Source organism: Enhygromyxa salina (assembly GCF_002994635.1).
GTDB classification, from domain to species: domain Bacteria; phylum Myxococcota_A; class Polyangia; order Nannocystales; family Nannocystaceae; genus Plesiocystis; species Plesiocystis salina_B.
Genome location: NZ_PVNL01000069.1, coordinates 159660 through 172528, shown reverse-complemented (window position 1 = coordinate 172528; position 12869 = coordinate 159660). Strand labels below are relative to the sequence as shown.

The following is a 12869-nucleotide window of genomic DNA, read 5'->3' as shown; positions in this document are numbered from 1 at the left end:
CCCCCAGCCCAACCCCCGCGAACCCCAGCGGTCCGATCGCCTTCACCTCACCGCCATCACCACCATCATCCCCGCCGCCATCCTCAGCTCCGCCGTCCTCGCCACCGTCATCTCCCCCGGCCTCCACCACCTGGTGCTTGCGGGCCAGCTTCAACAACCCCGGCAGCTCGTCCTCGATCCGCTCGATCAGCTCCGTCCGCGTGCACAGCGAGCAGTCCGCCTGCCGGGCGCTTCCGGCCACGATCTCCTCGCCTCGCTCGATCGAGAACCCGACCACGAACCCGGGGTTCTCCTCGGTCCCGGTCCGCTCCACCACCACCATGATCCGCGGATCTCCGTCGTCCCGCGCACCGTCAAACCCCTCGGCCTCGAACAACCGCGCCGCGGTCTCTTCGATCTTCGCCTTCAGCGGCTCCCCGGCGCTGCCGAGATCCCCGGTCTCCACCTGCAGCCCGGCCCGCGCACGCGCGGGCCCCGGCTCGGGCGCGACCATCATCCGCCCGACCAGCCGCGGGGCCAGCTGATCGGAGGCGTGGGTCATACCTGGCATCCCGATCGTCACCACGCTCAGCGTCAGCGTGGCCACTACGATCGAGCTCATCTTCTCGCGGGCAAGCTCCTTCATGATCCGTCGTTCGCCCCCAGCAAACAACGAACCGCCGCACGGGGCAAGTGAAAAGCCGGCGTGCCGCTCGCGGGGGTCACAGGTGACCCTTGCAGATATTGACCCAGCCCTTGACCTTGCCGCTCGGATGGCTCGCGCCAGCCTTGACGCACTTCTCCCAGCGCTCGCTCTCCATCAGCGCCTCGACCTCGAGCTTGACGTTGTCGTTGCGCTGCGATTTTGACCAGCATTTGCGCTGCGCGGTCAGACTCAGCACGGCGTCCCACTTGAACGCCTTGGCCGCCGCCTCGGCGTCGTCCCGAACCCGCTTGCACTCGGCGGTCTCGTGCTTGGCGGTGGTTGGTGCCTGAACCTGCCCGGAATCGGTGCCAGTCTCGGTGCCAGAATCGGTGCCAGTCTCACCGCCGGTCTCCGTACCGCCGCCAGTCTCGGTGCCAGCCCCGGTCTCGGTGCCACCCGTCGCCGCGGTGTCCAGCGGGGCGACCTCCTCACCCGCGTCGGGATCGCCCTTGGTGTCACTCGGACGCGTGTCGACGGCGGCCGCAGAGTCTGCGGTCGTCCCCGACTCGGAGCCTGGACCACCGCCCCGATCGGTGAACGCGACCCACAGGCCCAAGATGATGACCAGCACGACGCCGACCAGCAGCACATAATAGATGGGAGGCGTCGGCGGCTCGACGACGACGGGCGGGCGCGGGATCGCGGGCGCGGGGGTCTGCTCGAGCTCGTCGGTGACGTCGCTGGCTTCGGGCGGAGTCGGCTTGGGGACGACCTTCGGCGGCACCCCGCGCGTCAGCGAGGCCTCGAACGCGATCTTGGTCGAGCCGCTCTCGCGCGGGATCCTGCGCAGGACGTCCTCGAGGCGAGCGAGGAACAGCTGCGCGGACTTGGGTCGCCGCTCGGGCTCCACGGCGAGGCAGTCGTCGACCAGGGAGACCAGATCGTCGGGGATGTCATCGCGCTTGGACCCGATCGAGGGCGCCGCCTCGCTGGTCTTGCGGGTGACAATCTCGAACACGTTGGTGCCATGAAAAGGCGGGTCACCCGTGAGCAACTCGAAGAACATCACGCCGAGCGCATAGATGTCGAACAGCTCGTCGGCCTGGTGGCCCTTGGCCTGCTCGGGCGCCATGTACTCTGGAGTGCCCAGCGCCTGGCCGACGTTGGTCAGGCGCTGCTCACCTGCAGAGCGCTCGGCCGAGGACGAGATCCCAAAGTCGAGGACCTTGACGAGCTCACCTTCGTCGCGGCCACGGTCGACGAGCATGACGTTGTCCGGCTTGAGATCGCGGTGGATCACCCCGACCTCGTGCGCGGCTCGGATCGCTCGACCGACGTCGCGCATGATGTGACACGCCCGCGCGACCGGCATCGGCCCGACGGTCTGGACCTCTTCGAACAGGTTGCGCCCGGTGAGGAACTCCATCACCAGGTACAGGCGACCATCCGCGAGCTCGCCGGCGTCGAACACCTCGACGATGTTGGGGTGGCCCGCCGCGCTCGCGGCTCGAGCCTCGGCCCGAAACCTTTGCGCGACCGAGGTGGTGCGACTCCAGTCGTGCGTGAGGACCTTGATCGCGACGGACCGACCCACGGTCACGTGCTCGCCCAGGTACACGTAGCCCATGCCGCCACGGCCGAGCCGGGACAGAACGCGGTAGCGTTCGGCGATCACCGTGCCCGCGTCGATCAACTCCTTGGCGTCGAGCCCGGGCGCCGCCGCGCCAAGCCGCGCCGACCCGCGCGAGTCACGGGGCTCCGCGTCGACCTGGTTGCTCTCCTCGAGGATCTGCGTTCCAGACGCGGCCCGGTGCGAGCTCGTGAGCTCACGCAGCAGCTCGGCCCGCGAGGAGGACTCGACCTCACGCGCGTTTCCAAACAACTTGCGCATGAAGTCCGAGACCATCTCCTGACCCATCTCGGGGGAGTGGTCCGCGAGCCACTGGTTCAGCGCGAGCATCATCGCCTGGGCGCTGTCCCAGCGCTTATCGCGGTGGCGCTCCAACCCCTTGGCGACGATCTCGTCGAGGTGCGCGTCGACCCGGCGACTGCGCGAGCTCGGGGGCGGCGCCTCGAACCGCGAGACCGAGTCGGTGCTCATGCCGTCGGGTGAGCGCAGCGGCCGGCCCGTCAGCAGTTCCCACAAGATCGCGGCGACCGCGCAGACGTCGGCCCGACCGTCGAGGGGTTCGTGGCGGGCCTGCTCGGGGCTCATGTAGCCGACCTTGCCAAACACGACCCCCGGCAAGGTCAGGCTGGCCTTGAGGCTCGAGGTCGCGAGGCCAAAGTCGGCCAGGCGGATCGCACCTGCCCAGTCGATCAGCACGTTGGAGGGCGAGACGTCGCGGTGCACGAGGCCGAGGCCCGGGAAGGTGTGGGCGTAGTGCAAACCGCGCAGGACTTCGCGGCAGGTGTGGACCGCGAGCGGCACGGGGAACGCCCGGCCGACCTCGGCGCAGCGATCCCAAACGTCTGCAAGGTCACGGCCCTCGATCGCCTCCATCGCGATGTAGAGCTGCCCGTCGATCTCCCCGGCGGCCCGGACGTCGACGATGTTGTTGTGGTGCAGCCGCACCACCAACCGCGCTTCATCGAGGAAACGGGTCATGTAGTCGTGATCTGGCAGGTTCGCTCGCAAGAGCTTCACCGCGCACATGCGGGCGAGGGGGCCGGAGCCCACGCCGGCCAGATAGACCGTCGCCATGCCCCCCTCGCCGAGCGCTGCGAGCAGCGTGAGTTCTCCGAGGACCCGCGGCGGATCGAGCCGCTCAAGGGCGCCCATGACCATGGCCGGGACGCTACCACGCCGAGCCCGATTCCGAGTAGACTTTGCCGGCTCAATGCCCGACTCGCCCAAAGCGCGCACGGCCCCGGGGATCCTCTACTACGACCCCAACCCCACGACCGCGAAGCTGGCGACCGCCAGTCTCCGGCTGGCGGGCTACAACGTCTTCAACGCCGCGGGACAACGGGACGCCGTCTCGATGTTCAAGGTACACGGTGCCAGCGGCGACAACTCGATCGTCGCGCTGCTGCTCGACGCCTCCGCCGATCCAACGGTCAGTGCGTCGGTCCTGCGCGAGCTGGTGCGTCTGCCCGGCGCCGCGAACCTGCCCGGCATCCTGATCGTGAGCCGGCGCAACCCCAACCCGATCCCCGCCGCCGCAGGGCTTCCGACGGTGCGGCGTCCGTTCTCGAGCCCCGCGCTGCTCAAGGTCGTCAGTGAGACCGTCGCGTCGATCGACGCCGCGAAGCTGCCGGCCGACATGGACGACATCCCGGACCAGCGCAAGGTCCAGCTCGCCCGGCTGTTGGCCAAGCACTTCCCGTCGCTGGGCGATCTCGATCACCTGGACATGGGCGCGGTGGACCAATTGTTCACCGATCTCGAGGGCGCAGAGGAGCTGCCCAGCCCGCCCGGTGAGCAGGCGATCCATGTCGATCTCGCGGCCCAGCGGCTCGAGTCGCTGCTCGAGATGCTCAGCGACGACTCGGTGACGGGCGTGCTGTCGATCTCCTCGGTCGGCCGTGAGGCCCGCCTCCACCTCGCTGGCGGGCAGATCCGCCTGGCCGAGTATTTTGGCGACGACGAAGATCTCAAGCTCGGCCGGTTCGTGGTCGAGGGCGGGTTCATGCGCGACGACGAGCTCGAGGCGTTCATCGTCGGCCGCGATCCCGCCGGTCGGCCGCTCGGGCAGCGCCTGGTCGAGGCCGGGTTCATCACCCCCGGCGAGCTGGCCACGGCGATCCTCGCCCAGGCCCGCGAGATCACCTGCCACGTGCTGACCTTTCGCAAGGGCATCGCGGGGTTCGTCCCGCTCGCCGAGCTCGAGGCTTCTTCAGCGGCGGGCGCCGACGAGAACAAGGTCGAGCTCGCCGTGTCCGAGGCGCTGCTCGACGGGCTGCGCCGGCTCGACGAGAACGCGATGATGGGCCCGCACATGCCCGAGCTCGAAGACATCTATGTGCGCGACGACGCCAAGGTCAGCCGCATGGCCCGAGAGATCCTCGCCCGCGACGAGCTCGAGGTGCTCGAGCTCATCAACGGGCGCAACTCCGTCAAAGACATCGCCCGGCGCACACGCACCGGCACCTTCGCGGTCTCGCGGATCGTCTACCGACTCAGCAAGTCCAACGTGGTGCGTCGGCGCGTGACCCCCGTGACCGTGTAGGTCAGGTGGCCGCCTGGCAACCTGGCATAGGAACCCCAATTGACCGCTCCCCCTCAGGTGCCTCCACGCCCCGCGCCGCCGCCACGCCCCGGCAGCTCGAAGCTCGCGGCGCCGGTGATCGTGCCCAAGCCCAACGTCAAGGTTGGCGCGTGGAAGACCATCATGGTGGTCGACCCCGACCCCGACAACCGCAAGCGGGTGGTCGGGCTCCTGCGCGAGGCCGCGCTCCGGGCCTCGGACTCCGAGACCGCGACGCCTCCCCCGGCCAACTCCCGCACCCTCGCGGTCCACGAGGCCGACAACGGCAGCGCTGCGTGGGCGCTGATCGAGGTCGTGAAGCCCGATCTGGTGGTCGCCGAGATCCTGCTCGAGGGGATCAGCGGGATGCAGCTGCTCCGCCGGCTCCGGGATCGCTACGGCGGCGACGCCCCCGCGATGATCTTCGTCACCTCGATGAGCAACGAGGTCGACCGCTACTGGGCGCTGCGCAACGGCGCGACGGCCTACGTCATCAAGCCGTTCGACGATGACTTCTTGCGAACCCGCGCGACGAAATTCTTCGAGGACCGGGTCGAGAGCGGCCTCGACTTGGACTCGAACTGGGTCGCAGATCCCTGACGGGCCCGGCCGCCGAACTTCAGGACTCAGGACTCAGGACTTCAGGACTCAGGATCATGCCCGACAGCTCACAGGCCGTCACGCGCAACATCCGGGTGAGCGTGCACGCTCACTACATCGAGCAGCGCTCTCGTCCCGAGGACGGGCTGTGGTTCTTCGCGTATCGGGTCGAACTCGAGAACGTCGGCGACGAGACCACCCAGTTGATCAGTCGCCACTGGGTGATCACCGATGGCGAGGGTCGCGTCGAGGAGGTGCGTGGACCCGGGGTGATCGGCGAACAGCCGGTGCTCGCCCCCGGTGACAAGTTCCACTACACCTCCGCGTGTCCGCTGCCGACCTCGTTTGGAACGATGCACGGCAGCTATCAAATGGTCACGTCGGAGGGGGACCGGTTCGACGCGAAGATCGCCCCGTTCTCGCTCAGCCTGCCCCACGCGGTTCACTGACGCTGAGCGGTGGCTGGACTGGCCTGGGCTGTGTTGACAGGCTGTGTTGACAGGCTGTGCTGTTGGGCTCAGGGCTTCGGGACCACGAGTGGTCGGTAGCGCGTCGAGCTGGTGACGCCCGTGCGCTCGACCTGCCCAGCCTCGACCAGGCGGCGCAGGGATCCGAGCAGCTTCCAGCGAGGCCCACCCACGCGCACGCGCAGGTAGCTGGCCGACACGGGTTGACCGCCCGCGCTCTGGATCGCCTGCAGCACGCACGCGTCGAACGCTTCACCGGTCAGCCGCTTGGCCCGCTCGAGCGCGCCGCGATCGATGACTGGCCCGCCGTCACTCGGGAGGTCGAGGGCGACCTTGGTGTCGGTCAGCTCGCGGATCGTGATGGTCTGGAGGATCTCGCCATAGCGACCGGTGAAGCACGCTTGCAGTTGGTCGAGGGTCAGCTCCGGCCGCGAGCGAAGCACGGCCACGAGCGCTCGGCGCTCGGCTTGGTGAAGGATCGTTTCGAGTCGGTCGCTGAGCTGCGTCATGTTGTTGCCCGGGAGATGCGGCACGACGGCGCTCGAGAGGCGGTCCGCAGGCCGAAGGTGTAGTCGGCAAATTCGTTCGACCTGATCCCACGACGACGCGCGCTGCGATGCGCGTCGTCGACAATCTAGCCTCCGAATGCAGCGGTAACATCTGCCCGGTCGGGACGACGATTCAGTCGTCCAACAATGCGATCTGTTCGTTGCTACTCACGCTCGCTGATCAGCCGCACCCGAGCACCGACGAGCACCTCGACGTACTCGGTCCCAAGCGGCGCTTCGAACGAGCGCCCACGCGCGTGCACGAGCACCTCATCATCCGCACCGTAGGCGGTCCAGCGCCGCATCGGCTCGCCCTCGTCAAACCCGCTCGCGGGCGCGCGCCAGTGCCCCGTCTGCTGATCCCGCTCGAGCGAAGCTGCGAGCACCGGGAGCTCGTCGTTGGGCGCCTCGCCGCTCGGGAGCCCAAAGAACCCGACGTGGACGTCGACGTTGCGCCAGTCGCAGTGGACGTGGCTCTCGTACTCGACCAGGAACCCGGCGTTGTTGCTGCACGCGGTCTCGAGCGTGGCGAGCGGGACGTCGATCGGATCGAGATCGAAGCCATCCCCATAGATGTGCCTCGACGAGTTGGCGCCGCCGATCATCAAGTTGTACGCGGGCGGGCGATATCCGGAGTTCACCGCGATCGCCCCGACCACGTCCCGCAGATCTTGGGCGTACGCCACCGCGTGTGGTTGCAGCACCGCGTAGCGGCCCTTCCATGTCTGCGCAAACTCATCGAGGGTGAAGTTTGGCGCGATCTGGGCGGACTGATCGATCGCGTCGAGATCGAGGTAGCGGACCGGCGCGCGATAGTTGGGGTTGCCCTGATAGGGCGCCGGGTAGTCGTAGCCATCGGGCAGCGGCGCGGGCACCACGATCGGAAAACACACGCTGTAGTCGTCGTTGGGGCCGGGATAGCAGGCCTGGTCGAGGTTCGGATCGCCGTCCCCGTCGCCATCCCCGTCCCCGGTCTCTGGATCACCGTCACCCGTATCGCCGTCGCCATCACCCGAGTCGTCGTCACCGTCGCCGCTGTCGCCATCGCCATCGCCATCGCCATCGCCGGCGTCTCCGTCACCGCTGCTGGCCGTCTCCCCGCCAAACCCCTCGTCGCCGGCCTCGCACTCGCAAGGCAGGAAGCCCGCGCCATCGACTCGACACCACGCCACGCTGCTCAGCCCGCTCGCGCAGGTGCACATCTGCCCCTCCCCTGGATCACAGACGATCCCGACATCCTCGGCGCCAGTGCCCTCGCTACACCCGAGGTACAGCCCGGCAGGGGCGGCGAGCAACAGACACAGGAGCGCGCGGTCGATCCGGGCAGGCATGGTGGTGATGGTCGTCCGAGTCCGCCACCACGGCAACTCTGTTTTCAGCTCGGGTCAGGCTCCTCGGGCATCGGTCGGAGCTCGAGCCACTTGGGGGCGCACACCCGCTCCCGCGAGGATCGGTCGAGTTTCGTCCCGACCCTGCAGATAGCTTGAAAACCGGCCCGGCGGGGGCCGAAGAGATGTCGAAGGCGTCCCTCGGGCGCGCCCAGGAGACCGACATCATGCCCAGCTCAACCCGACATGGACGCATCCTCAATACACTGCTCCTCCTCGCCTGCGTCCTGTTCTCGGCCGCCTGCGGAGTCTCGAGCGACATCGCCTCGCTCCATCCGCCGCCTCTCGCCCCGCAGCTCCCGTTGGGCCCGACCATCGCCCACGGGATCGGCCACGGGCGACACCTCGCGCTCGAGTCCCAGCCGTCATCGCGCACCGCCGCGCTGCTCCCCGCCCACGCCCACTACCGCGTGGTGCTCGGGGGCCCGAGCGAGCTCGCGCTGGTCGTCGTCGACCCCGGCGGCCAGATCGCGGGCCGCCTCCACATTCGCCCCCTCGGCGGCTCGCTCGGAGGTCCCGCCGCCAGCATCGTCCTCGACGACTTCGACGGTCCCCCCGCCCAGATCGACGCGTGGTCAACCGTCGACGGCCTGCGCGGCGAAGCGATCGTCGGCGGACGCTCCGCCACCTGGCGCGTCCACCTCGACACCGCCGGAGCCCTCGTCGGCGAGGCATGGAGCGCCAAGCAGGGATCCCGCGGCCCCGAGCTCGCCCAACTACGTCGCGCCCGAGCGATCGGATCCGACCTCAACCTGCTCGGCGCACAGCTCCAAGACGGCGCCTCGCTCGAGCCCGCCACCGAGCGCGAATTACTCGAACTACTGAGCTTCACCGAGCTCGCCCTCGAGCTCAGCCTACGCGCCTGGGAGGGCCGCGGCCGCAGCCACCTCCCCAAACTCGAGCTCCCCAATTAGCCGCCCGCGAAGCGGCCGCAGCACGCGAGGTACCAACCTCTCTGTGAGAGTCAAAGGCCCACACATGCCCAAGCGCACAGCAGCCCGCCCCGATGAGGTAGAGCTAGAGACGCCCGCTCGAGAGATCGAGCCCCCTCCTAGGGGGCCACACATGCCCATGCGCACAGCAGACCGCCCCGACGAGGGAGCGCAAGCGACCGACCGGACGCGAAGCGTCCGCCTTCGGCAAAGTGCAGTGCGCCCACGGGGGTCAAAACTAGTTGTCTTCGGCGCGGATGAGCGAGCTGACGTCGTCGGCGATCTCGCGCAGCACCGCGCGCCCAACCTCCGCGGTCACGGCTTGCTCCCCGCCCGGATCGACGCGCAACCCTGGCAGCTCGGCGCGGCGTGACTCGAGCATGTGCTCGACCATCGCCACGACCTGGCGCCGCATGCTCTCGCGGCCAGCCTTGAAGGCGATGCGGGCGACCTCTTCGTCGTACGCGTCGAACGTGTACGGCGTCTGCTCGTGAGACTCCTCGAGCGCCTGCCAGAAATCGTCGAAGTCGGCCCAGGTGAGGATCTGAATGCGGTTCGAAGGTTTCGCCATGCTCGAACTCTCGGGTGGGGCTTGCGGGCCCGCAGCGCTGCCTGATTGCTAGCTGGCACTCTGCGATCCCGAGACCACGCTACCACGGTCCGCAGACCGAACCAGCGAGGAGCGATGCCGAGCGCGACAGCGCGCGTGCGTGGGTTGACGTTCCCGGACGCCGCCCGGGTTTTGGCGAGCCGTCGCGCCACGACACAAACCATTTTTCTTTTGGCAGCCATGCGCTGCGAGCCGTGCGCGTAGCGTGCGCGAGGCCGGCGCCCCCGGTCAGCGCCAGCTCAGATCCCCATTTGCTTGGCGATGATCACCTTCATGATCTCGTTGGTGCCGGCGTAGATCCGCTGGACCCGAGCGTCGATGTACGCGCGTGAGATCGGATACTCGAGCATATAGCCGTATCCGCCATAGAACTGCAGGCACTCGTCGACTACCCGACCGAGCATCTCCGAGTGCCAGAGCTTGGACATCGAGCACTCCTTCACGAGGTACTCGCCGGCCGCGTGACGGCGGATCACGGCGTCGCAAAAATGCCGTCCGACCTCGACCTCGGTCGCGCACTCCGCCAGCTTGAACTGGGTGTTCTGGAACTTGATGATCGGCCGTCCAAACGCGGCGCGCTGCTTGGCGTAGGCGATGGTGTCGGTGAGCACCTGCTCGGCCGCGCTCTGGCAGATCACACCGACGACGAGCCGCTCTTGCTGCAGCTTCTGCATCAGCATCATGAACCCGGCCCCCTCGGCGCCGAGCCGGTTGGCGGCGGGGATCCGGCAGTCCTCGAACGCGATCTCGGCGGTGTCTTGCGAGGCCAGCCCCATCTTGGCCAGCTTCTTGGACCGAATGAAGCCCGGCGTGCCGCCCTCGACCACGAACAGCGAGACCGCGCGGTGCGGATCCTCGGAGTTCTCGGTCTTGGCCGCGACGATCACCAGATCACACAAGAACCCGTTCGAGATGAAGGTCTTCGAGCCGTTGATCACGTACTCGTCACCGTCGCGCCTGGCGGTGGTGCGGATCGCCGCGAGGTCCGAGCCGGTGTCGGGCTCGGTCATGGCGATCGCGCTGATCAGCTCACCGCTGACGCACCCGGCCAACCACCGCTCCCGCTGCGCGTCGTCCCCAAAGCTGTGAATGTAGGGCACGACGATGTCGGAGTGGAGCGGGATCGCAAACCCAGACTCGTACACGCGCGCGAGCTCCTCGCAGACGATCACCGAATGCAAGAAGTCTCCGCCGGGCCCGCCCCAGCGCTCCTCCACCCACGGGCACAGCAGCCCGGCTTCACCAGCTGACCGCCATGTCTCGCGATCCACGCTGCCGTCGGCCATCCACTGCTCTTGCTTGGGGACGACCTCGCGGCGCATGAACTCGCGGACGCTCTGGCGATAAATTTCGTGATCTTCGTCGAACAGCTCGCGCTTCACCTGCGTACCTCGGCGCCGCAGTGTACACCTAAGCCGTGCCACCACTGCGCGTGTCTCCCACCTCCACGCTCGCCCGGGGCCCACGCGGCGTCACGCCGAGGCGGGCACAGAACGGAGCTCGGCGCTGGTGATCCGACCGCAGCTCGCCGACGCCTTCACGCCGCGCGCGGGCGTGTTGGATCTGTGGGAGATCGACCTGGCGCGACCGATCAGCGAGTCAGACCGCGACCTGCTCACGGTCGAGGAGACCGCCAAGGCCGACCGCATCATCATCGAGTCCAAGCAGCGCCAGTCCTACCGGGCCCGCGCGGAGCTGCGCCGGATCCTCGCTTGCTACCTCGACGCCGATCCGGGCGCGCTGTGCTTCGCGTACGGCGAGCAGGGCAAGCCGGCGCTGCTACCCGATCCCGAGCGCGGGCCGGCGCCGCTGTGCTTCAACCTCTCGCACTCCGGCACGGTCGGGCTCGTCGGCGTGATCTTTGGCGCCGCAGACGAGCAGCTCGGGGTCGACGTCGAGGAGACCCGCCCAAGTCGCGAGTTCGCGTCGATCGCCGAGAGCTTCTTCGCGCCAGATGAGGTCGAGGTGTTCCGCCGGCTCCCTGTCGCCGAGCACCCCGCGGCGTTCTATCGGGCGTGGACCCGCAAAGAAGCCTATCTCAAGGCGATCGGCACCGGCCTGAGCTTCGCGTCGTCAGCGTTCTCGATCAGCTTTGGACGCGGCGAGCCGGCCCGGTTGCTGCGGACCACACGAGCCGGCGACCACCCGAGCCGCTGGCGCATGATCGACGTGCCGTGCCCGGCGGGCTACGCGGCCGCGGCTTGTTGGAGCGGCCCCGAGCTCGAGCTGCGCCACTTTTTTGCGCCCTGCTCCGCTCCAGCGCCGACGTCCCGGGCCACCTACTCGTCCGCGACCTGAGTGGCCCGTCGAGGGCACCTGCTACAGTCGGGTCGTCACCCATGTTGCATGCGACGATCCACATCGATCTTCCCAGCGAGCCGGAGCTGCGCGAGCGGACCTTGCTCGACTGGTTCTCGCGCCTGATCGGCCGCCAGCTCGATCGCGTCCCCACCCACGACGTCGCCGCGATCACCGGGCTGAGCGTGTTCAAGCCGATCACCGAGGCCCTCGCGCAGGTCGGCGTCAGCGATCTGCTCAACGTGATCGTCGACCGCAAGAGCGTGTACGTGGACACCGCCGAAGACTCGGGCGACCTCGCGATCGCGGTCGCCGAGCTCGACGAGCGCGGCGTGCTCGAGCGCGAGTTCGAGACCATGACGCTGACCCTGTCCGACCGCCGGGACGGGCTGCGCACCCTCGTCGACGTCACGCTCGCCCGGCGAGTCCCCGCGAGCGCCCCGGAGCTGAGCCTGCGGTTCGCGGCCCGGCTCGACAGCATGCAGGTCGCTCGGGGTGACTCGCCGCTGAGCTACGCGCAGCGGCTGCGGACGGTCGCAGCTGACGCGTCGGAGCTGCTGGCCGCCCGCGATCGCTTCACGGCGCTGGTCAGCGAGACCGAGCGAGCGCTCGCGTCGCAGCTCGGCCCGCTGTGCCTGGCGAGCTCGCTGACCCCGGTCGAGCTGCGGCTGATCCGTCCAGGCCCGCGCCAGCTCAATCACTTCCGGAGCCTGACTTGGGGCTCGGGCGTGCGCCTGCCCAAGTATCGCCCGCTCCCGATCTCGGATCGCAAGGGCGCCTACGACTCGCCCTTCTATCACTACTACTACGATCCCTACTTCGACTTCGTGGCGTGGGTGACCCTGGCCGAGATCGCCGCTGGCCGCGGCTGGCAGGGGCTGGCGTTCGAGGTGGTCGATCCCAACGGCGCCCGTGTCGAGCCGGACCAGCCGCTCGACGGTGGCCTCGCCGGCCTCGTCCAGCTCAGCGAAGACGCGGTCGTCGTGGATCCGCAGATCCCCAGCTTCGGCGGACAAGATCCAGGCGAGGCCGGCGATCCCCGACTCACGGTCGGGTTCGGCGGTGACTCGAGCAACCTGACGGGCGCGACCTCGGACGCGTCCGGCCCCGACGTCGGCGATGTCGACGCCAGCTGCGGCGCCTCGTGTGGTGGCTGTGGCGGCGGCTGAACCGCCCGATCCGGACCCGCGATAGACTCCCAGCGCTGACCC

12 protein-coding genes are annotated in these 12869 nt (G+C 68.6%); 6 read left to right on the top strand and 6 right to left on the bottom strand.

The genetic code is table 11. The features are described 5' to 3' along the window. A partial coding sequence (locus ENSA7_RS43850; protein ID WP_181233877.1) for a hypothetical protein occupies window positions 1–625 on the bottom strand: 625 nt, incomplete at its 3' end. Window positions 626–701: 76 nt separating this feature from the next. Further along, complete coding sequence (locus ENSA7_RS18475; protein WP_181233876.1) at window positions 702–3407, bottom strand: protein kinase domain-containing protein; 2706 nt, start codon at window positions 3405–3407, stop codon at window positions 702–704. Between the two features lie 58 nt (window positions 3408–3465). Between ENSA7_RS18475 and ENSA7_RS18470 the strand changes: the two genes are divergently transcribed. Genes ENSA7_RS18470 through apaG form a run of 3 tightly spaced genes read left to right on the top strand, consistent with a single transcriptional unit; the run spans window position 3466 to window position 5864 of the window. Next, a complete protein-coding gene (locus tag ENSA7_RS18470) occupies window positions 3466–4797 on the top strand; it encodes a DUF4388 domain-containing protein (protein WP_181233875.1) in 1332 nt (443 codons plus the stop codon). Window positions 4798–4836: 39 nt separating this feature from the next. Next, window positions 4837–5415 carry a response regulator gene (locus ENSA7_RS18465; protein ID WP_146157837.1) on the top strand — a complete coding sequence of 193 codons (579 nt, stop codon included), beginning with the start codon at window positions 4837–4839 and terminating at the stop codon, window positions 5413–5415. A gap of 56 nt (window positions 5416–5471) precedes the next feature. Next, window positions 5472–5864: a Co2+/Mg2+ efflux facilitator ApaG/CorD gene (gene apaG, locus ENSA7_RS18460; RefSeq protein WP_106090617.1), complete on the top strand. Its 393-nt coding sequence runs from the start codon at window positions 5472–5474 to the stop codon at window positions 5862–5864. A gap of 68 nt (window positions 5865–5932) precedes the next feature. Here apaG and ENSA7_RS18455 read toward each other — a convergent pair whose 3' ends face one another. Together ENSA7_RS18455 and ENSA7_RS18450 are read right to left on the bottom strand one after the other, a co-directional pair. Next, window positions 5933–6415: a hypothetical protein gene (locus ENSA7_RS18455; protein WP_106090616.1), complete on the bottom strand. Its 483-nt coding sequence runs from the start codon at window positions 6413–6415 to the stop codon at window positions 5933–5935. Between the two features lie 179 nt (window positions 6416–6594). Next, complete coding sequence (locus ENSA7_RS18450; RefSeq protein ID WP_106090615.1) at window positions 6595–7761, bottom strand: D-Ala-D-Ala carboxypeptidase family metallohydrolase; 1167 nt, start codon at window positions 7759–7761, stop codon at window positions 6595–6597. 224 nt (window positions 7762–7985) lie between these two features. On the opposite strand from ENSA7_RS18450, the gene ENSA7_RS18445 reads away from it, so the two are divergent. Next, the gene (locus tag ENSA7_RS18445) at window positions 7986–8732 is read left to right on the top strand and encodes a hypothetical protein (protein WP_146157836.1); all 747 of its coding nucleotides are present in this window, start codon (window positions 7986–7988) and stop codon (window positions 8730–8732) included. Between the two features lie 256 nt (window positions 8733–8988). On the opposite strand, the gene ENSA7_RS18440 is transcribed toward ENSA7_RS18445, so the two are convergent. Further along, window positions 8989–9321: a hypothetical protein gene (locus ENSA7_RS18440; protein ID WP_106090613.1), complete on the bottom strand. Its 333-nt coding sequence runs from the start codon at window positions 9319–9321 to the stop codon at window positions 8989–8991. A gap of 278 nt (window positions 9322–9599) precedes the next feature. Beyond that, window positions 9600–10742, bottom strand: a complete 1143-nt coding sequence (locus ENSA7_RS18435) for an acyl-CoA dehydrogenase family protein (RefSeq protein WP_106090612.1) — start codon at window positions 10740–10742, stop codon at window positions 9600–9602. A 127-nt stretch (window positions 10743–10869) separates the two neighbouring features. Between ENSA7_RS18435 and ENSA7_RS18430 the strand changes: the two genes are divergently transcribed. Beyond that, window positions 10870–11658 carry a 4'-phosphopantetheinyl transferase family protein gene (locus tag ENSA7_RS18430; protein ID WP_181233874.1) on the top strand — a complete coding sequence of 263 codons (789 nt, stop codon included), beginning with the start codon at window positions 10870–10872 and terminating at the stop codon, window positions 11656–11658. Between the two features lie 41 nt (window positions 11659–11699). Next, a complete protein-coding gene (locus tag ENSA7_RS18425; protein WP_106090610.1) occupies window positions 11700–12827 on the top strand; it encodes a hypothetical protein in 1128 nt (375 codons plus the stop codon). Window positions 12828–12869: the final 42 nt, after the last annotated feature.

Coding starts and splice junctions, on each gene's coding strand:
- ENSA7_RS18475 (WP_181233876.1), bottom strand. CDS start 3,407: ATGGGCGCCCTTGAGCGGCTCGATCCGCCGCGGGTCCTCGGAGAACTC.
- ENSA7_RS18470 (WP_181233875.1), top strand. CDS start 3,466: ATGCCCGACTCGCCCAAAGCGCGCACGGCCCCGGGGATCCTCTACTAC.
- apaG (WP_106090617.1), top strand. CDS start 5,472: ATGCCCGACAGCTCACAGGCCGTCACGCGCAACATCCGGGTGAGCGTG.
- ENSA7_RS18450 (WP_106090615.1), bottom strand. CDS start 7,761: ATGCCTGCCCGGATCGACCGCGCGCTCCTGTGTCTGTTGCTCGCCGCC.
- ENSA7_RS18445 (WP_146157836.1), top strand. CDS start 7,986: ATGCCCAGCTCAACCCGACATGGACGCATCCTCAATACACTGCTCCTC.
- ENSA7_RS18440 (WP_106090613.1), bottom strand. CDS start 9,321: ATGGCGAAACCTTCGAACCGCATTCAGATCCTCACCTGGGCCGACTTC.
- ENSA7_RS18425 (WP_106090610.1), top strand. CDS start 11,700: ATGTTGCATGCGACGATCCACATCGATCTTCCCAGCGAGCCGGAGCTG.